The 23,083-nt window shown below is 43.9% G+C and carries 22 protein-coding genes; 18 read left to right on the top strand and 4 right to left on the bottom strand.

Features of this window, described 5'->3' with window-relative positions:
- Positions 1 to 53: 53 nt before the first annotated feature.
- Complete coding sequence (locus tag CWD77_RS05875) at positions 54 to 413, top strand: cupin domain-containing protein (protein ID WP_101072323.1); 360 nt, start codon at positions 54 to 56, stop codon at positions 411 to 413.
- 424 nt (positions 414 to 837) lie between these two features.
- On the opposite strand, the gene CWD77_RS05870 is transcribed toward CWD77_RS05875, so the two are convergent.
- Complete coding sequence (locus tag CWD77_RS05870) at positions 838 to 2,592, bottom strand: DUF2207 domain-containing protein (RefSeq protein WP_165779085.1); 1,755 nt, start codon at positions 2,590 to 2,592, stop codon at positions 838 to 840.
- Between the two features lie 30 nt (positions 2,593 to 2,622).
- Positions 2,623 to 2,964 (bottom strand): hypothetical protein, encoded by a 342-nt coding sequence (locus CWD77_RS05865; protein WP_101072320.1) that lies wholly within the window; start codon positions 2,962 to 2,964, stop codon positions 2,623 to 2,625.
- 134 nt (positions 2,965 to 3,098) lie between these two features.
- Here CWD77_RS05865 and CWD77_RS05860 point away from each other — a divergent pair, with 134 nt between their 5' ends.
- Positions 3,099 to 4,295, top strand: a complete 1,197-nt coding sequence (locus CWD77_RS05860; protein ID WP_101072318.1) for an MFS transporter — start codon at positions 3,099 to 3,101, stop codon at positions 4,293 to 4,295.
- A 12-nt stretch (positions 4,296 to 4,307) separates the two neighbouring features.
- Here CWD77_RS05860 and CWD77_RS05855 read toward each other — a convergent pair whose 3' ends face one another.
- Complete coding sequence (locus tag CWD77_RS05855) at positions 4,308 to 4,862, bottom strand: SRPBCC family protein (protein ID WP_206017949.1); 555 nt, start codon at positions 4,860 to 4,862, stop codon at positions 4,308 to 4,310.
- A 172-nt stretch (positions 4,863 to 5,034) separates the two neighbouring features.
- Positions 5,035 to 6,135: a chemotaxis protein CheB gene (locus CWD77_RS05850; protein WP_101072316.1), complete on the bottom strand. Its 1,101-nt coding sequence runs from the start codon at positions 6,133 to 6,135 to the stop codon at positions 5,035 to 5,037.
- A 417-nt stretch (positions 6,136 to 6,552) separates the two neighbouring features.
- Here CWD77_RS05850 and CWD77_RS05845 point away from each other — a divergent pair, with 417 nt between their 5' ends.
- The 16 genes from CWD77_RS05845 to nifJ all read left to right on the top strand — a co-directional run bounded on the left by CWD77_RS05845 (position 6,553) and on the right by nifJ (position 23,046).
- Positions 6,553 to 6,993, top strand: coding sequence for an NADH-quinone oxidoreductase subunit A (locus CWD77_RS05845; protein ID WP_101072310.1), 441 nt, complete (start codon positions 6,553 to 6,555; stop codon positions 6,991 to 6,993).
- A 50-nt stretch (positions 6,994 to 7,043) separates the two neighbouring features.
- Complete coding sequence (locus CWD77_RS05840) at positions 7,044 to 7,562, top strand: NADH-quinone oxidoreductase subunit B (RefSeq protein WP_101072309.1); 519 nt, start codon at positions 7,044 to 7,046, stop codon at positions 7,560 to 7,562.
- 2 nt (positions 7,563 to 7,564) lie between these two features.
- Positions 7,565 to 8,050: an NADH-quinone oxidoreductase subunit C gene (locus tag CWD77_RS05835; protein ID WP_101072308.1), complete on the top strand. Its 486-nt coding sequence runs from the start codon at positions 7,565 to 7,567 to the stop codon at positions 8,048 to 8,050.
- An 18-nt stretch (positions 8,051 to 8,068) separates the two neighbouring features.
- Positions 8,069 to 9,214, top strand: coding sequence for an NADH-quinone oxidoreductase subunit D (locus CWD77_RS05830; protein WP_101072307.1), 1,146 nt, complete (start codon positions 8,069 to 8,071; stop codon positions 9,212 to 9,214).
- A gap of 79 nt (positions 9,215 to 9,293) precedes the next feature.
- A complete protein-coding gene (gene nuoH, locus CWD77_RS05825; protein ID WP_101072306.1) occupies positions 9,294 to 10,325 on the top strand; it encodes an NADH-quinone oxidoreductase subunit NuoH in 1,032 nt (343 codons plus the stop codon).
- A 19-nt stretch (positions 10,326 to 10,344) separates the two neighbouring features.
- Complete coding sequence (locus tag CWD77_RS05820; protein ID WP_101072305.1) at positions 10,345 to 11,001, top strand: NuoI/complex I 23 kDa subunit family protein; 657 nt, start codon at positions 10,345 to 10,347, stop codon at positions 10,999 to 11,001.
- 6 nt (positions 11,002 to 11,007) lie between these two features.
- On the top strand, positions 11,008 to 11,517 hold the full coding sequence (locus CWD77_RS05815) for an NADH-quinone oxidoreductase subunit J family protein (protein ID WP_101072303.1): 510 nt from the start codon (positions 11,008 to 11,010) through the stop codon (positions 11,515 to 11,517).
- Between the two features lie 2 nt (positions 11,518 to 11,519).
- Entirely contained in the window at positions 11,520 to 11,855 is a 336-nt protein-coding gene (nuoK, locus tag CWD77_RS05810) for an NADH-quinone oxidoreductase subunit NuoK (RefSeq protein ID WP_101072298.1), read from the top strand.
- Positions 11,856 to 11,895: 40 nt separating this feature from the next.
- Positions 11,896 to 13,950 carry an NADH-quinone oxidoreductase subunit L gene (gene nuoL, locus CWD77_RS05805; RefSeq protein ID WP_101072297.1) on the top strand — a complete coding sequence of 685 codons (2,055 nt, stop codon included), beginning with the start codon at positions 11,896 to 11,898 and terminating at the stop codon, positions 13,948 to 13,950.
- Positions 13,951 to 14,007: 57 nt separating this feature from the next.
- Positions 14,008 to 15,591, top strand: a complete 1,584-nt coding sequence (locus tag CWD77_RS05800; protein WP_206017948.1) for a complex I subunit 4 family protein — start codon at positions 14,008 to 14,010, stop codon at positions 15,589 to 15,591.
- 65 nt (positions 15,592 to 15,656) lie between these two features.
- Positions 15,657 to 17,147, top strand: a complete 1,491-nt coding sequence (locus CWD77_RS05795; RefSeq protein ID WP_101072296.1) for an NADH-quinone oxidoreductase subunit N — start codon at positions 15,657 to 15,659, stop codon at positions 17,145 to 17,147.
- Between the two features lie 54 nt (positions 17,148 to 17,201).
- On the top strand, positions 17,202 to 17,624 hold the full coding sequence (locus CWD77_RS05790; RefSeq protein ID WP_101072295.1) for a hypothetical protein: 423 nt from the start codon (positions 17,202 to 17,204) through the stop codon (positions 17,622 to 17,624).
- A gap of 139 nt (positions 17,625 to 17,763) precedes the next feature.
- A complete protein-coding gene (locus CWD77_RS05785) occupies positions 17,764 to 18,216 on the top strand; it encodes an RrF2 family transcriptional regulator (protein WP_101072294.1) in 453 nt (150 codons plus the stop codon).
- A gap of 217 nt (positions 18,217 to 18,433) precedes the next feature.
- Complete coding sequence (locus CWD77_RS05780) at positions 18,434 to 18,898, top strand: Dps family protein (protein ID WP_101072288.1); 465 nt, start codon at positions 18,434 to 18,436, stop codon at positions 18,896 to 18,898.
- Positions 18,899 to 18,940: 42 nt separating this feature from the next.
- The gene (locus tag CWD77_RS05775) at positions 18,941 to 19,396 is read left to right on the top strand and encodes an RrF2 family transcriptional regulator (RefSeq protein ID WP_101072287.1); all 456 of its coding nucleotides are present in this window, start codon (positions 18,941 to 18,943) and stop codon (positions 19,394 to 19,396) included.
- A 53-nt stretch (positions 19,397 to 19,449) separates the two neighbouring features.
- On the top strand, positions 19,450 to 23,046 hold the full coding sequence (gene nifJ / locus CWD77_RS05770; protein ID WP_101072285.1) for a pyruvate:ferredoxin (flavodoxin) oxidoreductase: 3,597 nt from the start codon (positions 19,450 to 19,452) through the stop codon (positions 23,044 to 23,046).
- Positions 23,047 to 23,083 lie beyond the last annotated feature (37 nt).

The raw sequence follows: 23,083 nt of genomic DNA, 5'->3' as shown, positions 1-23,083 counted from the left end.
TATTTTATCTGTAAATATAATCTATCAACTAAGACTGTAATACAGCAATTAAGATGTTTAAAATCACAAGGCTCTATAGTGACGAAAATGGCCATAGCCGGTTTGAGGAATCGAAAATTCCACTCAAAGACGCCGGCGATATCGGAGCTCTATCCGATGCAGTATCAGCTAAAGAGGTCATATTCCGGGAAGTGGATCCTTCCTATGATTACAATTTTCACAATGCCCCTCAGCGCCAGTATATCATTTTGTTGGATGGAGAAATCGAGATTGAAACATCCCTAGGGGATAAACGAAACTTTGGAGCCGGTGAAATACTGTTAGTGGAAGATATCACAGGCAAGGGCCATAAAACCCGAAATCTCACTCCTATCCGAAGAAAGTCCGTTTTTATCACACTGCCGGATGAATAGATTTGGAATTTCTAGTCTAAATTGTTTCCAAAAGATTCCCCTCCTTAATGAAGGAGGGGTTAGGGGAGGTTGTGTTTTATGCTGTTCTTATTCAAAAGTAATTGTGAGTATCCGGGTTAAACTAGTTCACTTTTTATAAAATTTTATGTTTGGAGTCTGTAATTGAAGAAGTTGAGTTAAGTTGATTTCTTCGATTTTTTAGAATGATAATTATATAATTAATCATTGAGTTTTGAACCACCCCTTAATCCCCTCCTTGAAAAAGGAGGGGAGATACTCACCCGAATCATTTATGCTTTAATCAAAAAAAGTATTCCATTTTGAAACAGACAGTTTAGCCACGGAATCACGGAATTTAATTTAACATTGACAACGATTCCGCGCTTCCGTGGCTAAATAATTTAACCTGCTTCCAGCCTGAGCGTTATCCTGCACCTCCCGTTGCTCCACCTCCGGCAGATCCAGTAGATGCCCCGCTTCCGCCCGTTGTTCCTGTAAATGAGGCACTGCTTGTTGCAGCAAGAGTAGATATAGATGAAGCCACTGTTGCCGGCGTGTGTGAAGATCCCGACATTAAAACAATCCAGGGAAAGTGCCTACTGTTATTTGAATCGTAAGACGACTCAATCAGAGTGTTAAGCTCTTTTTTCGAAAGATGAAGAGCGGTGGCATAGATAAAATGCAGATCCAGTATCTCCATTCGTAACGTTCGTTCATCTGCATTTTTTAAACCATCGCGATATGCTTTCCAGCGCTGAAAAGTCTCTTCACCATTTTTGGTTCGACGGATAATTGCTGCAGAGGCAAACATGAAAATAAAGGATGTGAAAAGTGCAATGAATGCAGCCGGACCACCCATTATAAATAGAACGATTGCTGCCGCATCGATGACAAACTGAGCAGCGACATTTGCCCAGACACCGGTGTAGCTTTTTTGATCAATCCACTCTTTCTCATCAAATACGTTCTTAACCTCTTTCTTCCAGAGACTAAACCATTTTGCGACATTTGACCCACTGCTTTGAAAAAGCTTATCAAAGGTATTCTTTCCACTTCTGACCTGTTCAGTTGTGAAGTCTACAATCATCTTTTCCCATTTTGGGAGGTGTTCGTCGGGCTGCTCATTGGATAAGGAGATCACAAATTCACTCTTACCTGACGACCAAAAGGAGGACTCTTTCTCCTTTTCTTCAATATTGAACCAGCCACGACGAGCCAGATCAAAAAGGGTAGCAACAAGATGCTGGCTGGTAGAATGACGTGACGACATGAGTCGGCCAATGACTGCCGGCGGAGTTTTGTCCGGAATGACCACAGTCTCCCGGTTTGAGATGGTATTTGTACTGTGGCGTTTCCCATATTTTTGATAGAGGAAGTAGAAAATGCCAAGACTTAGAACGGACAAAAGAATTGAAATAGGCATTGAAATTTCTGCGAAGAACTCATCCCGTTTGGCCTGTTCTTGAAGCATGGCATCATACTCGGCTTCTTCCTGAATAATTTCATTCAGGTCCAGATTGGGATCGCTAATCTCAGTCAAATTCTCTTGAAAAACAGATGTAGGAAAGAGTGCCCGAATCGCAAGATTTTGATTTCGATTTACTCTGCCGGATGTGAGTGTAAACGCGGATTCAGATTTGATTACTTCAGAATCAGGTGCAGAACTGTAGTTCCAGCTATACAATGAATCCGTATTAATCTGATTTGGTAATTGAACAGTAATTTCAGAACTGCCTATCACTTTACTTCGTCCCTCCCCAACAAATGTCCAGAAAAACTCACTGTATTCAGGCCCGATGGAGACCGCATTTGCCAACTCATAGGAGAGAGTGAAGGTACGCTCTTCATTCTCAGCACTGTAGTGCCATTTAATTTCAATAATCTCATCCGATTCTGAAACGGAAAATGTACCCGGTTCCTCACTGTTCTCGTTGATGTAGTCGGTGTCAGCTTCAGAAACCCGAATGTTTCGAACTTCTGTAAATCCCTGTTTAGGTAGTCGGTAATCCGCCCAGCTGAAGGATCCGTTGTAGTTGTAGGTTCTGCTCTCTTCGATCTGAACGGTCCCATCCTCCTGTATAGTTGCGCGAATATTTACTTCCGGCATGGAGTAGTCTTGTGCGAAAACTGGGCTTATTGCTAGCAGAAAGAAGAAGAGTGTTAATAGAATTCGTTTCATGGAAATAGACATGGTTAATTGTTCAAATTTTTACTCAGGCACTTCTATATCTATTAAGCGTATTTCCGGGAATTGAACTCCCCATCCCCGCGTAGTTATTTCTCCGGTGATCAAAAAATCAGCGATGACTTCAATAGAATTTTCATTTTCAGGGAAGTAAGACTCATAATCTTCATAGGAACCGGGAGCACCATACGTAGTGTCTGCTGTTTCGAGCAGCAATCCGGTTCCATCCACTGCAGGAGAACCACCCCAGATAAGCGTACCGGGTTGATCCGAAATGAATAATTCATACTCGTTGTCGCTGTCGGTGCTGCAGCCCGTCATAATGAGAAAGATAGCTGAAATTAAAAACTGAACGTACGTTCTCATCTCGAATTGATTCTATTGAGTATTGATATTTATGTAGTTGACAATTCTTGATAACAATAACAGATCCCGGAATAAAATGGAAACCGATCGTGAGATTCATATATTCTGCGGAGAATTTATGATCGTCGTAACCCATGAGTGAGAAAGTACAGACTTCTAAAAAGATTCCGGCAAGAATTCTTCCTGTGATTGTATTTGCACAGTTTGCAGGAACGTCTCTCTGGTTTGCCGGAAATGCGGTGATCCCCGACCTGGTTGATCTTCTTCAGCTTACCGATGCAGCCGTTGGAAATGTCACGTCGGCTGTTCAGTTTGGATTTATTGGAGGCACACTAGTTTTTGCCTACTTGAGCCTGGCCGATCGTTATTCACCGTCGCTGGTTTTTCTGATCTGCGCCGTAGCGGGTTCTGCTGCAAATGCAATGGCGATTTTCAGTACTGGCTATATTTTTCTGTTACTTACTCGACTCTTTACAGGATTTTTTCTTGCCGGTATCTATCCCGTAGGAATGAAAATAGCATCTGACTGGCACCGTGAGGGTCTTGGACGTGCGCTTGGATACCTGGTGGGAGCTCTTGTACTGGGCACGGCACTGCCGCACTTGATTCGTGAACTCTCGGGTGATCTACCCTGGAAATTTATCCTGATTTCCACTTCGGCCATTGCAACGTTAGGCGGTGTCCTGCTTTATATTACTGTTCCCGACGGACCTTTTAGCAGTAAGCGGGGAGTGTTCAAACCAAATACGATAGCACTGCTTTTTAAAGACCGAAATTTCAGGGCCTCGGCATTTGGCTACTTTGGGCACATGTGGGAACTCTACACGTTCTGGGCGTTTGTTCCGGTCATTTTAACACTCTATCAGTTAGACTACGGCGAATTGAGCCTGTCCGTGTCACTGCTCTCCTTCTTGATCATTGGGATTGGAGCGTTGGGTTGCAGCATTGGCGGACTCATCGCCATTCGGAAAAGCAGTCAGTTTGTGACGAAGGTTTCACTCTACGTTTCCGGGCTCTTTTGCTTGATGATCCCTTTTCTGTTTCATCTGAATGAACCGCTTTTTATTACTTTGCTATTGATCTGGGGAATTTTTGTGGTTTCTGATTCTCCTCAGTTTTCAACCCTGGTAGCCCGCTCGGCAGATAAAGATTATGTAGCTACCGGACTCACGATTGTAAACAGTATTGGCTTTGCAACAACGATTATCAGTATACAGCTTCTGAACATTTTGTGGGTTCAGTTTCACTCTCCGATTGTGTTTTTAGCCCTTCTGCCCGGTCCGGTTCTGGGGTTAATTGCTATCTATAGGTATAGAGAATCCGGTGAATAAGATTGGTATTTTTTAGTCAGATTCGAGAGTATCTTTCAATTTGGTGAGTCCGCTGTCCAGGTCTGAACCGATCAGCTCTTCCATGTTTATGAAAAGCAGCATCAGATTCATTGGGCGAGGCATGTTACTTTCAAATCCCCACGTTACCCTGGTTTCATTTTCCGACATTGAATCTGTAATAAAGTAAGCATCAGCGACTCCCTCAAAAGGTTCAATAAATCGAAGTTCAAAATCGATTCGCTTATTATCCTCGATCCGGACAATTTCTTGTTCACCTTTACCCACATCTTCATTTCCGTCCCAGACCGAAACGGCCCCAACTGTTCCATCAGTTCCCCGGTACTCTTGCTGCATATTGGGATCCATCGTGCCCCAAACGCTAAAATCATCCTGATTTCTCAGGTATCGGATGTGTTCAAAAACCACAGGCGTGGGTCTGTCTACAATGATGGATCGTTCAACGGAATATTCTGTATCCATAGCAAACGCTGCAACCAGGATGAAAGCAACAAAAAGCCCCAAAATGATGGCGGCCATTTTCAGAAACTTGATCAATTTAGTTGACATCTTCGTTCTCCGTCAGTTTAGAATTGTACACAAGAAGCTGCCACAAAAGTACAATTTAAATCTCAATTCAAATATGGGGAATCGTTGATTTCCCGTGTACTCTTATGATCGAATGGGTGAGTTGCTTACAGCAAAAGTGTCAACTATGATAAAGATGTTACCGAAGCAGCGGCTAATAGACTTTATTATATGATCCCTCTTTAATCTTTTTGGAAATCTCATGACCCAATCGTTCGAGGGGGTAAGATCCTTCATGCAGGCCGAGTGACTCAATCTGCCAGGGTAGATCAGACAGGAGGGAGGAGTTTTTATTTTGTACGATGATCTGTCCGCCCGTAATATCGATCACTTTTGCACCATCAATACCGTCATTTCCGCCACCTGATAAGTAAACTGCCAATACATTACTTTGATACGTATTCTGAGTTGATTGAAGCAGAACATCAATGGATGGTCGAAATCCTTTAACCTTCGGTCCGTGATGCAGTGTAATAACATTCTTCTGACCAATTGAGCGTGTTGATGCATGATATTTTCCCGGTGTAATATAAACGGTACCCGGTTTTAGCTCCACATTATTTGTGGCTTCAACCACATTGAGACCTGTGATTTTGTTCAAATCTTCTGCCAAAACCTGAGTATAGATATCCGGCATGTGCTGTACTACAATTACAGGCACGGGCAGACTTTCGGGCAGGCTCGACAGAAGCAGATAGAGTGAGGGGACTCCACCAAGGCAACCTGCTATAACGAGGAGTTTTAGGCGGTTTTCAGCATCCTTAAAAAAGTCATTGGAAACAGGATGAACGGCTTTTACGGCTTCATCTACAAATGTACCCGCTACTAATATATTTCTGTTTAATCTGGGAACGGCTTTCAGAACCGGAACCAGTCGTCCATTAAAGTGTTCATCAGAAAGTAGAGATCCACTGAGTATAGTTGTTTTTACGATATACTCTACGGCACCTTTTTTGAGTGAAGTTAATGCAATTTCTGCTCCTGTTCGGCTATGAGGAGTCATAACCAAAACCGGTAGGTGGGAGTACTCTTTTCGTAAATATTCAAACAGATCCATCTCTTTCGAAACAGGGCTGTCGATGCCCAAAACGATTACACCGGGATTTTGTTCGTTCAGCAACTGATCGATATCCACAATTTGATCCGTAGTCATAGCCTTACCCAATACCAAATCTTCATCTCTATGAATTAGATCTGATAATGTGTTTACAAGGGTTTGATTCGGATCGAGGAGTAGAACAGTTACGTTTTCCATGGCATCAAAATTTGAAGTGTTACTGTATGTGTACCGTATCCAGCTGTTTTTTAAAAAAAATCCGTTTTAATGAGCAACTAAAGCCGTTATTACATGAACGGATTATGGAACGATATATTAATTTAGATATTTAGGTATAAAAATCCCAATATAAATAAAAATCCTTTAGTAATGCTTAGAAACGAAATATATAAGTGGGTATTCAATGGGGAATATTCAGAATTTGGAGAGACCTGAGTTGTAAGTAAGGTTCACCTAAAATATTAACGTACAGTAGCGTGAAGGTGATAAATAAGTTTGGGTTCACCGTTTGTACGGCAATAGTTTAGAAGAGTTTTGAGTTAGAATGAAATTTATTTTGGATAAATAGGTATAAATATCATAATTTGATTTTCAAATGGAACAAATCAAAAACAGATGATTGAAGATTTTGGTTATGTACTGCTCTTTCTGGTAACCGGTGCACTATTTGTTGGAGTCGCTCTTTTTGTGTCTAAACTAATCAGGCCCGATCGCCCGAATGCGGAAAAACTACTGACCTACGAGTGTGGTGAAATTCCTTTTGGTAATGCCAGAGTCCAGTTTAACAACCGTTTCTACATCATCGGTTTGATGTTCCTGATCTTCGAAGTGGAAATTCTGCTACTCTTTCCCTGGGCAACGGTTTTTAAAGATGTTGGCTGGTTGGCGTTCTGGGCAATGTTCATTTTCGTTTCTCTGATTTTTATCGGTTTTATATATGAATTGGGCAAGGGACAGTTGAAGTGGGATATCCCGAGACCGATTCGCCCTACATATGTGGAAGGAGTAGGTGTGATGGAAGAATCGGAAGCTGAGACGTTAAAGAAATCAGCCTGATGGAAAGGGTAAAAAAAATTTGAAGTTAATATTAAAGCAACTGTTCGATTATGGGAATGCTTGATAAAAAATACCACGACAGTAATATAATTATTGTCAATCTGGAGAGCGCGCTGAACTGGGCCCGGAAAAATTCACTTTGGTACGAGCAATTTGGTTTAGCCTGTTGTGCAATTGAAATGATGGCGACTGCAGCTTCAAAGTACGATTTTGACCGGTTTGGAATTATACCGAGATCCTCCCCAAGACAAGCCGATGTGATGATTGTTGCCGGTACGGTTACCATGAAAATGGCTTCGCGTATAAAGCGCCTATACGAACAGATGTCTGAACCGCGATATGTGATTAGCATGGGATCCTGTTCCAACTGTGGAGGGCCATATTGGGAACACGGTTATCATGTGCTGAAGGGGGTAGACAAGGTAATTCCGGTAGATGTATATGTGCCCGGTTGTCCGCCGCGGCCTGAGGCACTTCTTGAGGGTTTTATGAAACTTCAGGAGAAAATTACCGGTGAGACAATCACTGAGAGTAAGGATGTCAAAGTAGAAGCCGAAAAAGTATCCTGATCATGAAAGAGCAAGAAGAAATATTCGATTATTTAAAAGAACAGTTCGGTGATGATACTGTTGAGTTTATGAAAGGGGAGGTAGGCCAGCCCTGGTTTCAGTTTCCGGCAAACAGAATCAAAGAGATTGCAAAGTTTTTGAGAGACGCTGCTGAACTTCGTTTTAATACACTGATGTGTCTGAGCGGAGTTCATTACGCAAAAGAGGAAGAGTTGGGTGTTACATATCATGTGCACTCAACCACTCTTGGTCACTCAATGGCATTTAAAGTAAGAGTGCCGATCGATCAGCCGAATGTTCCATCCGTAGAATCGATCTGGAAAACGGCAGACTGGCACGAGCGTGAAGCGATGGATATGGTGGGAGTGATGTTTGATAATCACCCGAACCTGAAGAGAATTTTAACGCCTGAAGATTGGGAAGGCCATCCGCTGAGAAAGGATTATGAACCGCAGGAGTTCTACCAGGGAATGCCAACCACTGCTTAAAGTGAAAATGAACTGACGATGATTGAAGAACAGATTTTAGAAACAGGTAAAGACACTCGTGAGATGACCATCAATATGGGTCCTCAGCATCCGTCTACTCACGGTGTTCTCCGGCTTGAGCTCGTATTGGACGGTGAAATGGTGAAGCAGTGCCGGCCAAATATCGGTTATCTGCACCGTTGCTTTGAGAAATATGCCGAATCGGTTGAGGATTACGCGAAAGTGATTCCGTACACAGACCGGATGGACTATGTTTCTGCAATGAACCAGGAGCATGGATATGTGATAGCATTAGAGAGACTTTTGGAAGTGGAAGTACCCGAGCGAGTGGAATATATGAGGGTGATAGTGGCGGAACTGCAGCGAATTGCGAGTCATCTGCTGGGGATCGGGACTTTTGGTCTCGACCTGGGAGCGTTTACTCCATTTCTATACTGTTTTACGGAACGAGAAAAGATACTGTCCATTTTTGAGAAAGCGACAGGAGCTCGTCTGCTTTATAACTATATGGCTGTAGGCGGATTGATGAGGGATATTCCGAAAGATTTCAAATCGGACACCGCTGAATTTGTAAAGACTTTCAGGCCAAAAATTAAGGAGCTGAATGATCTGCTCTCCTATAATAAAATTTTTATCGATAGAACGGCTCATATTGGAATTTTACCTAAAGAGGTTGCCCTGAACTACGCAGCTTCCGGTCCGGTGCTCAGGGGTTCGGGAGTTGAGTGGGATCTCAGAAAAAATGATCCCTATTCCATCTACGATCGTTTTGATTTTGAGATTCCGGTCGGTAAAGGTGAAGTGGGCACGTTGGGCGATTGCTGGGATCGATACATCGTTCGTGTTCGTGAAATGGAGCAGAGTCTGCGTATTATTGAACAGGCACTTGACGGTATGCCCGAAGAAGGAGATGTCAAGGAGGGGATACCCAAACGTATTCGCCCTAAAGAGGGGGAAATTTATACGCGTACCGAAACTCCCCGAGGCGAACTTGGATACTACATCATCAGCGATAAAGGGGCGTCACCGTATCGCGTGAAAGCCCGCGCGCCGAGCTTTGTGCACCTGAGTATGCTCCCGGCAATATCAAAAGGAGCGCTTATTGCAGATATGGTAGCCATTGTGGGAAGTATCGACATTGTACTTGGAGAGGTGGACAGATAGACACTTTTTTTTAAAGCTTAATAGGATATAAATATCTAAAAATCTAATTAGTTGAACGCTTCGGCAAAATCAATTGCACATGTTTGAAACGATCGGAAATATTATGGCTCCATTGACTGCAATTATCATACATGCAGCCATTCCGTTAACCATCATCCTGGTTTATGCGTTGGTGGCAATATGGGGTGAACGAAAAATTGCCGGTTTTATTCAGGATCGGCTGGGACCGATGCGGGTGGGCGGATTTCACGGATGGGCACAATCCATTGCGGATCTTCTGAAGCTAATCCAGAAAGAAGATATCATCCCAACGGATGCAAGCCGGTTCCTATTCAAGTTTGCACCTTTTATGATGTTCGCCGCCTCTTATGCGGCATTTGCGGTTATTCCATTCAGCAGTGATTACATCGGCAGCAATATCAATGTGGGAGTTTTTTATCTGCTCGCCGTAACCTCCATCCTTACGCTGAGCGTAATTATGGCGGGATGGGCATCCAACAATAAGTGGTCCCTTTTGGGCGGGATGAGAAGTGCCGCACAGATGGTTAGCTATGAAGTACCAACCATTGCTACCGTACTTACTGTGATTGTGGTAGCCGGATCCCTGAACCTGATGACTGTAACGGAGATGCAATCAGGCAATGATATTTTAGGATTTTTGCCCAACTGGTTCATTTTTCAGAATCCGTTTCTGATTGTGGCATTCATCATCTTTTTTATCTCCATTCTCGCTGAATCGCACAGGGTGCCTTTCGACCTTCCTGAGTCCGAATCGGAACTGGTGGGCGGTTATCAAACAGAATATTCTGGTATGCGATGGGCGATGTTTATGCTTGCAGAGTATGCCGATATGCTTCTGCTTTCCTTACTTGGCGCAACACTATTTTTTGGCGGATGGAACAGTCCGTTTGGGGAATTTATGGCAGGGCCGTTCTGGGGTTTCTTCTGGTTCATGTTAAAAGGGTTGCTGCTTGTATTTGTGATGATGTGGATTCGGTGGACGTTGCCGCGGTATCGGGTGGATCAGCTCATGCATATCTGCTGGAGCATTTTGATTCCCCTTTCATTCGTGAACTTGATACTGGTTGCACTGTGGGAAATGATTTTCTAAACCTGAGATTATAAAAACAATGGCGAACCAAATAAAAGAAGGCTGGCTGACATTTAAATCGATCTTTACGGGGATGGGCATTACCATGCGCCACCTGTTTCAGCCATCGGTTACCCTGCAATACCCTGATGAAAGGGAAGAGCTGCCGCCGGGTGCACGAGCACAACTCTATGTGAATATTGATGACTGTATTGGCTGTAATCTTTGTGCTAGAGCCTGTCCGGTAAACTGCATCGATATCGAAACGGTGAAAGCCACCGATGATGTGGATCTGGGTAAAACGTCTACAGGAAATCCGAAGAGATTCTGGCTCACACGATTCAACATCGATATGGCCAAGTGTATGTATTGCGATCTCTGTGTGCATCCTTGTCCCACCGATTGTATCACCATGGTTCCGGAGTATGAGTACTCCGAGTTTGACCGAACCAATTTTGTCTACCATTTCAGCAATCTTTCTCCGGAGATGGTTGCCGAGGTAAAAGATAAAGCCGAAGAGGAGGCTGAGCGCAAGAAGCGGGAGAAGGAGGAGATGATGCGTAAAAAGGCTGAGGAGAAGAAAAAGAAAGAAGAGGAAGCCAAAAAGAAAGCTGCTGAAGAAGAGACAAAAAAAGAAGATGAAACGGATGCAGATGATTCAACCAACAAGAACTCTGAAAATGATGATAAGGAGTAGGGGATCATGGAATTAACAGCAATACTTTTTTACCTCTTTTCACTGGTTACAATTGGATCAGCATCGGTAATGGTCTTCTCCAAAAATGTGGTGCATTCCGCCTTTGCGTTAATGTTCACCCTGATTGGTGTAGCTGCACTTTATGCTCTTCTTTATGCTGATTTTCTGGCGGCCACACAACTTCTGGTTTATGTAGGCGGAATTCTGATTCTGATTCTGTTCGGGCTGATGCTCACCGGCCAGGGACATACGGTAAGTTTCAAATCCGTAACCGTGAATATGGTTCCGGCTACCGTATTGTCGATTGCCGCCGGCGTACTGCTGATCTACGCATTTGTAACAACCGGCTGGAATGTAATCGAACCCATCGAACGAGATGAAACCGTTTACGAGATGGGGATGATGCTGATGGGAAGCTACATCCTGCCATTTATAGTGATTGGCGTTCTGCTGCTAATTGCCATTATCGGGGCCATTCTGATGTCCACAAGAATATCAACAGAAAACACGAATTAGATATGGAATCATCATTTATACAGTGGCTGGCTGAACCTGCACTAACTCATTTTTTGATTGTCAGTGCCATATTGTTTGCTCTGGGTTTGATGGCCGTAATCTCAAAGCGGAATATCATCATGGTGCTGATGGGAGTGGAGCTGATTCTGAACTCAGCCAACATCAACTTTGTCGCTTTCAGCCGGTTTACGGAACTGTCGATGGAGGGTCAGATGATCGGAATGTTCATCATCATTATCGCTGCTGCAGAAGCTGCCGTTGCACTGGCCATTGTGCTCAATGTTTTTAACCGATTTAAGTCCATCAACCTGGATGATCTGAATATTCTGAAAGGATAGTCATCGCAAAACTGAGAATTTTCACGATATAGAACTTCAAATGTTTATACAATTATCATTACTCATACTGCTCCTGCCACTGTTGGGATTTATTGTATTGATCTTCTCAGGTAAACGACTGCCTAGGCAAGGAGACTGGCTGGGAACCGGGTTGCTTACTGTTACACTGATTCTCTCTGTCGTATTACTGATATCGAAACTAACGGGGAGCCCGGACGAAACCATAACCTCGGTGTTTAACTGGATTGTATTTACCGATGCGATGATGGTTGGTACCCTTGCAATTGAGTTTGGGATCATGATCGACAACCTAACGGTTGTGATGCTGGTTGTAGTAACCCTGGTGAGTACACTGGTTCATCTCTTCTCCATGGGTTACATGAAAGGAGAGAAACGCTATTCGAGATACTACGCCTATCTGGGGCTGTTTTCGTTCTCTATGCTTGGTATTGTGCTGACTCATAATCTCCTGCTGATGTACATTTTCTGGGAGTTGGTAGGGGTAAGTTCCTATCTGTTGATTGGCTTCTACTATGAGAAAAAGTCGGCTTCAAATGCAGCAAACAAAGCGTTTATTGTCAACCGTGTGGGTGATTTCGGGATGTTTATCGGAATTATGATCCTCTTTACCGGTTTTTCCACACTCTCTTTTGAAGCACTTTTTGATGCTATCGCTTCAGGGCAGTTACCATTCGACAGTACAGGATGGTTGACAGCCTCAGGGCTTCTGATTTTTTGTGGAGCTGTTGGTAAATCCGCACAGTTTCCGCTGCACGTTTGGCTGCCGGATGCGATGGAAGGCCCAACTCCGGTCAGTGCCTTGATTCACGCCGCCACGATGGTTGCTGCCGGCGTCTATCTGGTTGCAAGAGTATTTCCAATGCTGACCGCAGATGCACTTTTGGTCATTGCCTATGTAGGAGCCATTACCTCTTTAATTGCAGCCTCGATCGCAATTACCCAATACGATATTAAAAAAGTACTGGCTTACTCAACCATCAGTCAGCTTGGCTACATGATTATGGCGCTGGGAGTTGGAGCGTTCACGGCCGGATTTATGCATCTGGTAACGCATGCAGCATTTAAAGCAGGACTCTTTCTTGGAGCCGGCAGCGTGATTTTTGCAATGCATAAGGTGCTGCACGATCAGCACGACCACACAACCGATGCACAGGATATTCGGAATATGGGTGGTCTCAAATCGAAGATGCCGATTACCTATTGGACGTTTCTGATTTTTACTCTTGCCATTTCGGGTATACCCCTCACGTCAGGCTTTTTAAGTAAGGATGAGATTCTGGCCGGAACCATGGCTTTCAGTACGCTGAACGGTCATTGGCTGCTGCCTCTCATCGGGTTTTTGGTAGCGGGACTCACGGCGTTCTACATGTTCCGCCTGTTGATTCTGACCTTCCACGGCAAACCGGCGAATGATTCTGTGATTTCCAACATCAAAGAGTCGCCAAAAGTGATGACGATTCCCCTGATGGTGCTGGCGGCTTTATCTCTCTTTTTCTTCTACAGTTTCAATCCAATTGGAGCGGCATCGGGATGGTTTTACAGTGCAATTGAGCGTCCGGCCAGTATTGTGCCCGAAATGATGCAGCCGGCTACATGGGCTGTGTTTTATGAGGCCATTCACAGTGTCCACACTCTTGTTATGATTCTTTCAATCCTCATTGCCGGTACCGGTATCGCTCTGGCGTACTTCGTCTACAGCAAAAAGGCTATCAGTGCAGAAATGTTGGCTCAGAAAGCCGGATTTCTCTACAGAGGATCTCAAAACAACTGGTATTTCGATGACATCTATAACAAAGTTTTTGTCGGCGGTGCGATTGCCCTTTCGAAGGGTCTACACTGGTTTGATGATCATATTATAGATGGCATTGTGAATGGTTCGGCTGTAGTGGTTCGTGGATTTGCGATGGTTAGCAAATGGATAGATAACAATGTGATCGATGGGCTGGTCAATTTAACCGCATGGCTTTCTCAGCTTGGAGGGCAACTGCTGGGTAAACTTCAAACCGGCAGGGTGCAGACCTACCTCGTCTACATTGTATTCAGTTTTATCGTGCTGTTTCTGCTGTTTATTTAATTCGAATGATTTCTGAAAAAGACTATAAAAAGAAAACCTTAATGGAACGCTAAGAATATGGAATTTCAATTGTTTGGCATCGGTATTTTGACATGGATTGTATTTCTCCCCATTGTGGGAATGATCATCATACTGCTCCTTCCGGATCAAAGTAAAAAAGCAATTCGATGGACGGCCGCCACAGTAACGGGGCTTCAGGTTGTGTTGGCCGGAGTGATCTACAGTCTGTTTGATCGATCGATGGTAGGCATCAATGAAGCAGATAGCTTTCAGTTTGTGGAACAGTTTAACTGGATCACTGTTGATGCGGTTCCATGGGTTGGCCGGATTGAAATCAACTATTTTCTGGGGATTGACGGACTGAGCGTTCTGATGGTGATTCTGGCATCTATTATCGGTCTGATTGGGGTTATATCATCCTGGAATATCGAGAAGATGACCAAAGGCTACTTTGCTCTCTACCTGCTGCTGGTAACCGGTATGATGGGTGTGTTTGTTTCGCTCGATTTCTTCCTCTTTTTCATCTTCTGGGAAGTGATGCTGTTGCCGATGTACTTCCTGATCGGACTTTGGGGCGGACCGAGACGCGAGTATGCCGCCATAAAGTTTTTCCTCTATACATTTTTCGGCGGAGTTTTGATGATGCTGGTGATGCTGGCTCTCTACTTCAGTGTGGCTTATACGGATGCGGCTACAGGTGAATCGGTACATACTTTTAACCTGCTGCACATGATGAACCCGGAAAATTATGTGGATGGGTCAATTCTCTCCGGTGTGGATACCACCTGGCGTTATGTAGCCTGGCTTGCTCTCTTTATCAGTTTTGCGATTAAGATTCCGCTCTTTCCATTTCACACGTGGCTGCCCGATGCCCACGTGGAAGCCCCCACTCCAATTAGTGTGATACTGGCCGGTGTACTGCTGAAACTGGGAACCTACGGCATCCTGAGAATCAGCTTCCCGATCTTTCCGGATGGAACCGAATATTTTGTCTATCTGATGGCGGCTCTGGGTATGATCAGTATTATTTACGGTGCATTCTGTGCGATGGCTCAGGACGATTTCAAGAAACTTATTGCATACTCCTCCATTAGTCACATGGGAATTGTAGTGATAGGTATTGCCGCTCTGAACACACAGGGTATGGTAGGCGGTGTACTGCAGATGTTTAACCACGGAATTATTACGGCCGTTCTATTCCTCGCGGTAGGCGTTCTTTACGATCGTACTCACACTCGCGGACTCTACGACTTTGGCGGCATTGCGAACCAGATGCCGAAGTATACAGGCATTGCGATGGTGGGGATGTTTGCTGCGCTGGGTCTACCCGGATTGAATGGATTTGTGAGTGAGCTATTCTCATTCCTGGGCGCATTTGAAGCTTACAGATGGATAGCCATTATCTCGGTATTTGGCATCATCATTACTGCGGGATATATCCTCTGGACAGTTCAAAGAATATACCTTGGAAATCTTCAGGAGAAGCATAAGACACTTGAGGATCTGACTCTGCGCGAAATGCTGGCATTTGTTCCGCTTATCATTCTGATCATTTTGCTTGGAATTTATCCTGCTCCTGCAATCGAATTGATGAATGCATCACTCAGTCACCTTGTGGAATTAGTGACCCAAGGAGTTTAACAATTTTGTCATCACAAAAAATTAAAAGCCGTTTAAGGCAACTAACTTAGAAGAGATTCTTGAACATGGTTGACAATATTTTAAATAGCATCATTCATTTCTACCCGGAGATTGCAATTGTGGTGACTCTTTGCGGGATTATTGTAGCAGATCTGTTTGTGAAACGAAAAGGGCATACCGGTGGAGTGATTCTGTTTGGCGGTATGGTAGTTACCGCAGTACTCCTACTGGTTCAGACGGGTTGGAATAACTCCGTTTTCTATGAAATGATTGCGGTTGACCCATTTGCACTCTATTTCAAGTTATTGCTAACTCTGGCTACTCTGTTTGTAATCCTTTTTTCAATGAAATCCCGTGAGCTGGATGAATACTCAAACCGGATCAGTGAATACTACATGCTGATGGCCGGAATGATATTGGGCATGTTTCTGATGGTAAGTTCAACAAATCTACTGTTGATGTACCTGGCTTTTGAGATGACCAGTATCAGTTCATATGTACTGGTTGGGTTTACTAAAAAATCGGATAAATCTTCCGAAGCATCCATGAAGTATATCATCTATGGTGCGGTGGCTTCAGGGATCATGATCTATGGTATTTCCCTTTTGGTTGGTTTGACCGGGGCAACGGATATTTATGCAGTCAATATGGCTTTGGCCGGTGATTTGAATCAACCCCTATTGCTGACGATTTCAATAATAATGATTATTGCAGGACTTGGCTTCAAGCTTGCCCTGGTACCGTTTCACTTTTGGGCACCGGATGTATATGAAGGTGCTCCAATAACCATTACAGCATATTTGTCTGTAGCCTCCAAAATTGCAGCCCTGGCTATGACAATCCGTTTCTTCCGGATTTCATTCTCTGATTTGAGTGTAGCTGATGATGGTGCTATCTGGAGTATGTTAGACGTCTTGAATTGGAATGTTATTCTGGCTGTTTTGGCAGCCTTGGCAATGGTTGTTGGTAATCTGACTGCACTACGGCAGGATAATATTAAGCGGATGCTGGCTTATTCCAGTATTGCTCATGCCGGATACATCATGATGGGTTTCGTCATCTTAACCAACGAAGGCTTATCAGCTATAATGATTTATGTGTTTGTTTACCTGTTTATGAACCTGGGAGCATTCTATGTGGCGATGCTATTCTCAAACCAAACGGGTACAGAATCAATTGAAAAGTATAAAGGACTGGGGCACCGCGCTCCGTTGATGGGAGTGTCTATGACCGTTTTTCTCGTGGCATTAACCGGTTTTCCACCCACGGCCGGATTTATCGCAAAGCTCTATATTTTTGGAGCTGCAATAAGTGCAGGTTGGTTCTGGTTGGTTCTGATTGCCGGAATCACCACTGTTGTGTCACTATTTTATTACATCCGGGTAGTACGAAATATGTTTTTCTACAAACCCGAAGAGGGCGCCGAAAAGCTTGAATTTGACGCCGGTACAAAGATTATTCTGTTGCTGTTGCTCATACCTACATTACTGTTTGGTGTCTACTTTACACCAATTTTTGAAATGGCGCGAGAATCCGTTCAAATGTTTGGAATGTAGATATGACAATGAGCTCAGGATACAAGTAATCGCTTAATTAAAAACCCTAAAGTTATGAGTAACGAAATGATCAAAGAGTTATTCAAGCAGGCAGATTCTGAGCTATACAATGCCCGCAATGAACTCTATAAACCGGCTGAGGATGTAGTAAACTATTCAGTTTGCGTATTTGCACGAAGTGCACTGTACAGATTTATACAGTGTCTTTATATGATCTATACCGATCAAAACGGAGATACTCCCGAACAGGAACTTACAATGGAGCAGATGATGGATTATATCAACCGGTATGATTCAAATGCGATGGATATTGATTTTTCCAATGTTCACTGTAAATCCAAAGCGGATGTAACGGAGACTAAAGAGAATCCTTACTTCTGTAATAGTGTGGATCATGTGAAATATTGCACGGATACTGCAGACAGAGTCAGGGATCTTGTGATAGAAAAAGCATGGGGACCGTTGACTGCTGATTAGCAAACTAATGTTTGGGTAAATGTGGAATATATTTTCCATGTCAATTTTGTATATTCACCTCCATAATTAGTTATTACCCCTCCTAATTAAGGGTGTAACACTGGAGTGAATCCAACCCTAAATATCAAATTAGACCACAATGTTCTCGACTTCATGTCACTATGGCTTGCAAGCCATGATTTATATAGCGCTGCATTCTACCGATGGTAAAAATGTTGACTTGGGCCAGATCGCAGAAAAACAGGAGATACCCAAGCATTTCCTCAGTAAAATTCTGCAGCTGCTGGTAAAAAATGGTTTGCTGAATTCAATGAAGGGTCCAACCGGAGGATTTAGTCTGAGCAGACCAGCAGACGACATCACGTTGATAGAAGTGATTGATGCAATTGATGGTCTGGATGTATTTACTCAGTGCGGAATAGGATTTAAAAAATGTGATGATGATCATCCATGCCCGATCCACAATGAGTATAAACATGTAAGAAATAGTATTCGTGAACTCTTTGAAACCAAAACGCTTCTTGAGCTATCTGAAGATATCAAGAGTGGGGATAGTATTGTAAGTTTGGGTAAACCACTGAGTAAGGATTAGCTGCACGTTTAAGACTGAAGGGTCTTTAAACGTATTGTAATCTTGAGGTTAGCAGATTGCCAGATAAATAAATGTTGATCGAATATGTTGGAATAGGAGATCTTTTTTATTACTTTATTTTAGAGTTTAATGTCTAAATATCTACTAAAGGCTGTTCGGTGAAATCAGGCAGTAGGGACGACTATTTAAAATCTGAATAAAACGAGTTGAGAGTACTATGGATATTGGAATAAAAGAATCAGACCGGAAGAAAGTCGCTGCCAAGCTCCAGAAATTGCTTGCGGACGAGCATGTGATCTATATCAAAACGCGGAACTATCACTGGAATATTAAGGCCGCAAATTTTGCTGAACTGCATGCATTTTACGAAGAGCAGTACGGTGAGCTTGAAGGTGTGATAGACGAAATCGCCGAGCGAATCCGAATGATTGGCTTTCTGAGTACCGGCAGAATGAGTGAATTTCTAAAACTGACAGAGCTTAAAGAAGGAAAAGAAATTACAGATTCAGGAGAGCAAGTCTCAAACCTGATGAAGGACCATGAGAGTGTTATAAAGTATCTTCGAAATTGTATTCGTGATTTTGAAGATCTGAATGATATGGGATCAGCTGATTTTGTGACAGCTCTTATGCAGCAGCATGAGAAGATGAGATGGATGCTGGAATCTTTCCTTCCAAAATAGTGACTCAATTTCAGATATCAATTTTAAACGAATTACAACGGAATGTTTTCAGCATCGTGTCATTACGGATTACAGGCGATGTTTTATATCGCCTGCCACTCGTCCCAGAAAAAAAATGTGGAATTGAGTGAAATCGCTGCTGAGCAAAATATTCCAAAGCACTTTTTAAGTAAGATTTTGCAATCTCTGGTTAAACAGAAACTGCTTGTTTCCATGAAGGGTCCCACAGGTGGATTCAAACTTAGCAAACCGGCCGATTCTATTCACATTGTGGATGTAGTTGAAGCCATTGATGGTCTGGACATTTTTACACAATGCGGAATTGAACACAAAGAGTGTGATGAAAATGATCCCTGCCCGATTCATGATGAGTACCACAGAATTCGGGAAGAGGTTTTTCATCTCTTTAAAACAAAAACGCTGGAGACAATGGCGGAGGATTTAAGGAATGGAAATTCATTAGCCGATTTTGTAAAACCTCCACCCCAAAAAAAGTAAGTAACGACTTCGAATACACGAGTATCGATTCAAAACCATACAAAGAAAACATTATGTCAAACCAAAAAGTCACGTTAGATGCGAATGAAGCAGCCGCATACGTTGCACATAAAGTCAGTGAAGTAATTGCCATATACCCGATTACACCGGCATCTCCAATGGGAGAGTGGTCTGATCAGTGGTCGATGGCCGGAAAAAAGAATATCTGGGGAACAGTTCCTGAGGTAGTAGAACTGCAGAGTGAGGGAGGAGCTGCCGGCACCATGCACGGTGCCCTGCAAACCGGCGCTTTGACTACCACATTTACTGCATCACAGGGTCTGCTGTTAATGATGCCCAACCTCTATAAAATTGCCGGGGAACTGACACCCGCAGTTGTGCATGTCGCGTCCAGAACCGTGGCTACGCACGCTCTTTCTATTTTTGGTGACCATAGTGATACCATGGCGATGCGGATGACGGGTATGGCCATTCTGAGCTCCAACAGCGTGCAGGAAGCGATGGATATGGCATTGATTTCACACGCGGCCACACTGGAAACCCGTATACCGTTTCTCCACTTTTTTGATGGTTTCAGAACGTCACACGAAGTACAGAAGATTGATCAGATTCCCGTTGAAGTTATGGAACAGCTGATCAATGATGACAAAATTATTGAGCACCGGAATCGTGCCTTAACCCCAGACAATCCGCTTCTTCGGGGAACTGCCCAGAATCCGGATGTATTTTTCCAGGCTCGCGAAACCGGTAATAAATATTACAATGCAGCCCCCGATCTGGTTCAGAAAACAATGGATCAGTTTGGTAAACTGACCGGCCGTTCGTATAAACTGTTTGAATATCATGGTCCCGAAGACGCAGAAAAAGTAGTTATCCTGATGGGGTCCGGCGCGGAGACAGCACACGAAGCTGTTGATAAAATGAATGAAAACGGAGAGAAAGTTGGCCTCATTAAGGTCAGACTGTTCAGACCGTTTAGTATGCGTCATCTGATTGAATCTCTGCCCGACACCATTAAGGGAATAGCTGTTTTAGACAGAACGAAAGAACCTGGAAGTGCCGGAGAACCTCTCTATAACGATATAGTTTCAACGCTTCAGGAGAACAGGGTAGAAGGGTGGAAATCACTGCCCTCTGATTTGAAAGTGATTAACGGACGATATGGACTATCATCCAAAGAGTTTACGCCGCCTATGGTGAAACGCATTTTTGATGAGCTGGATGAAGAGAAACCCAAAAATCACTTTACTATCGGGATCAATGATGATGTGACCCATACCAGCCTTGACTATAGCACAGACGGCTGGGACAGTGATGAGGAGGTATTTGAGGGTCTTTTCTACGGACTCGGAGCAGATGGTACGGTAAGTGCCAATAAGAACTCCATCAAGATTATCGGGAATAATACCGACCATTATGCGCAGGGATATTTCGTGTACGATTCGAAAAAATCGGGTGCGACGACGGTTTCTCATTTGCGTTTCGGTCCAAACCCGATACGGTCGGCCTACCTGATTGACAAAGCTAATTTTATTGCCTGTCATCAGTTTCAGTTTCTGAATCAGCTGGATATGCTGAAGAAGGCCAGAAAGGGATCCACATTCCTTATAAATGCGCCATTTGAAAAAGATGAGGTCTGGGATAATCTTCCCAAAAAAGTTCAGGAACAGATTATTGAGAAGGAGCTGAAATTTTACAGCATTGATGCCTATAAAGTTGCCCGCGAAAATGGAATGGGCACTCGTATCAATACGGTAATGCAGACCTGCTTCTTTGCAATATCAGATATACTTCCACGCGAAGAAGCCATTCAGCTTATCAAGGATGGAATTAAGAAAGCCTACGGTGCGAAAGGAGAGAAAATCCTTCAAAGCAACTACAAGGCGGTGGATAACTCTATTGAAAATCTGTTTGAAATTCCGGTGCCCAAAGAGGTTACCTCTGTGCAGGAGATGCGTCCGCCGGTACCCGAGGAAGCACCTGAATTTGTCCAAAGAGTGATTGCAGAAATTATTTCAGGAAACGGAGATGATCTGCCGGTCAGTGCATTCGAGGCAGATGGCACATTCCCAACAGGAACCACTAAGTGGGAGAAACGAAATATAGCACAAGAAATCCCTGTATTGGATCCGGACATCTGTATTCAGTGTGGTAAGTGTGCGATGGTTTGTCCGCATGCCGTGATTCGAATGAAAGCGTTTGATGGTGAACTGCTTGAGGCTTCCCCCGATTCCTTTAAGTATATGGATGCCAGAGGACGTGAATGGCCGGAAGATACCAAAGTGAGTGTCCAGGTATCTCCGGAAGACTGTACTGGTTGTGAGCTTTGTGTAGAGGTTTGCCCTGCCAAAGATCGCAAGGAAGTTGGCCGTAAGGCGCTCAATATGGAACCGATCGATCCGCTGTTGGAGCAGGAGAAAGAGAATTGGAACTTTTTTGTGAACTTGCCTGAATATGATCGATCCAAACTGAAGGTTGAGACTGTAAAAGGTTCTCAATTCCTGGAGCCACTTTTTGAGTTCTCCGGTGCATGTGCGGGTTGTGGTGAAACGCCATATATAAAACTGGTTACACAGCTCTTTGGAGATCGAATGGTGATTGCCAACGCTACAGGTTGTTCTTCTATCTATGGAGGTAACCTGCCGGCTACACCATACACCAAAAATAGTCAGGGATTGGGTCCCGCCTGGTCAAACTCACTGTTCGAGGACAATGCAGAGTTTGGGCTTGGATTCAGACTCACCATCGATAAGCAAGCTGAGCAGGCAAGGGAAATGCTTCAGAAGATGAACGGCCATGTGGATAAAAAACTGGTTGAAGATATCCTGAATGCAGATCAAACCACTGAGCCGGGTATTTACGAGCAGCGGGAAAGAGTTGCTTCTCTGAAAGAGTCTCTTGGAAAAACGGATGATTCCAAAGCGAAAATGCTAACCAGCATCGCCGACTACCTGGTTCGAAAGAGTGTCTGGATATTTGGCGGTGACGGATGGGCGTACGACATCGGATACGGTGGTCTGGACCACGTTCTTGCCAGCGGAAAAGATGTTAATATTCTGGTGATGGATACAGAAGTCTATTCCAACACCGGTGGACAGTGTTCGAAAGCGACGCCACTTGGTGCGGTCGCAAAATTTGCGGCAGCCGGTAAACGAACTGGTAAGAAAGACCTTGGGCTGATGTCTGTTGCAGGTGGTCACGCTTATGTAGCACGGGTCGCAATGGGGGCCAGCGATATGCAGTCGATTAAAGCTGTGCTTGAAGCGGAAAGTTATCCGGGGCCATCCATTATCATCGCATATAGTCACTGTATTGCTCACGGCTACGATATGAAGTTTGGACTGAATCAGCAGAAACTGGCTGTCGACTCAGGTTACTGGCCGCTTTTCAGATTTGATCCGCGTAAAGAGGAGGAAGGCAAGAATCCATTCCAGCTCGATTCCAAACCGCCGAAGATCAATCTCGAGGAATATGCTTACAACGAGATGCGCTATCTGATGCTTGCCAAGTCTCAGCCCAAAGTCGCAAAACAGCTGATGACACAGGCCCAGTCTGAAGTGAAAGAGCAGTGGAGGGTATACGAAGAGATGGTGAAAGTGTACGATCCTGTCAAGAAAAATGGAGAATCCGAAAACGGATCAGGCAAGTAGAATCAGAAATAAGCAGCCCGGATTTTATAAATCAAGT

The sequence above is a fragment of the Rhodohalobacter barkolensis genome, from assembly GCF_002834295.1.
GTDB classification, from domain to species: Bacteria; Bacteroidota; Rhodothermia; order Balneolales; family Balneolaceae; genus Rhodohalobacter; species Rhodohalobacter barkolensis.
The sequence above is the reverse complement of the archived record's forward strand: the minus strand, read 5'-3'. Positions and strand labels throughout refer to the sequence as shown.

Excerpts from the sequence above, each read along its gene's own strand:
- CWD77_RS05875 (WP_101072323.1), top strand. The coding sequence starts at position 54 with ATGTTTAAAATCACAAGGCTCTATAGTGACGAAAATGGCCATAGCCGG.
- CWD77_RS05870 (WP_165779085.1), bottom strand. The coding sequence starts at position 2,592 with ATGAAACGAATTCTATTAACACTCTTCTTCTTTCTGCTAGCAATAAGC.
- CWD77_RS05865 (WP_101072320.1), bottom strand. The coding sequence starts at position 2,964 with ATGAGAACGTACGTTCAGTTTTTAATTTCAGCTATCTTTCTCATTATG.
- CWD77_RS05860 (WP_101072318.1), top strand. The coding sequence starts at position 3,099 with ATGAGTGAGAAAGTACAGACTTCTAAAAAGATTCCGGCAAGAATTCTT.
- CWD77_RS05855 (WP_206017949.1), bottom strand. The coding sequence starts at position 4,862 with ATGTCAACTAAATTGATCAAGTTTCTGAAAATGGCCGCCATCATTTTG.
- CWD77_RS05850 (WP_101072316.1), bottom strand. The coding sequence starts at position 6,135 with ATGGAAAACGTAACTGTTCTACTCCTCGATCCGAATCAAACCCTTGTA.
- CWD77_RS05845 (WP_101072310.1), top strand. The coding sequence starts at position 6,553 with ATGATTGAAGATTTTGGTTATGTACTGCTCTTTCTGGTAACCGGTGCA.
- CWD77_RS05840 (WP_101072309.1), top strand. The coding sequence starts at position 7,044 with ATGGGAATGCTTGATAAAAAATACCACGACAGTAATATAATTATTGTC.
- CWD77_RS05835 (WP_101072308.1), top strand. The coding sequence starts at position 7,565 with ATGAAAGAGCAAGAAGAAATATTCGATTATTTAAAAGAACAGTTCGGT.
- CWD77_RS05830 (WP_101072307.1), top strand. The coding sequence starts at position 8,069 with ATGATTGAAGAACAGATTTTAGAAACAGGTAAAGACACTCGTGAGATG.
- nuoH (WP_101072306.1), top strand. The coding sequence starts at position 9,294 with ATGTTTGAAACGATCGGAAATATTATGGCTCCATTGACTGCAATTATC.
- CWD77_RS05820 (WP_101072305.1), top strand. The coding sequence starts at position 10,345 with ATGGCGAACCAAATAAAAGAAGGCTGGCTGACATTTAAATCGATCTTT.
- CWD77_RS05815 (WP_101072303.1), top strand. The coding sequence starts at position 11,008 with ATGGAATTAACAGCAATACTTTTTTACCTCTTTTCACTGGTTACAATT.
- nuoK (WP_101072298.1), top strand. The coding sequence starts at position 11,520 with ATGGAATCATCATTTATACAGTGGCTGGCTGAACCTGCACTAACTCAT.
- nuoL (WP_101072297.1), top strand. The coding sequence starts at position 11,896 with ATGTTTATACAATTATCATTACTCATACTGCTCCTGCCACTGTTGGGA.
- CWD77_RS05800 (WP_206017948.1), top strand. The coding sequence starts at position 14,008 with ATGGAATTTCAATTGTTTGGCATCGGTATTTTGACATGGATTGTATTT.
- CWD77_RS05795 (WP_101072296.1), top strand. The coding sequence starts at position 15,657 with ATGGTTGACAATATTTTAAATAGCATCATTCATTTCTACCCGGAGATT.
- CWD77_RS05790 (WP_101072295.1), top strand. The coding sequence starts at position 17,202 with ATGAGTAACGAAATGATCAAAGAGTTATTCAAGCAGGCAGATTCTGAG.
- CWD77_RS05785 (WP_101072294.1), top strand. The coding sequence starts at position 17,764 with ATGTTCTCGACTTCATGTCACTATGGCTTGCAAGCCATGATTTATATA.
- CWD77_RS05780 (WP_101072288.1), top strand. The coding sequence starts at position 18,434 with ATGGATATTGGAATAAAAGAATCAGACCGGAAGAAAGTCGCTGCCAAG.
- CWD77_RS05775 (WP_101072287.1), top strand. The coding sequence starts at position 18,941 with ATGTTTTCAGCATCGTGTCATTACGGATTACAGGCGATGTTTTATATC.
- nifJ (WP_101072285.1), top strand. The coding sequence starts at position 19,450 with ATGTCAAACCAAAAAGTCACGTTAGATGCGAATGAAGCAGCCGCATAC.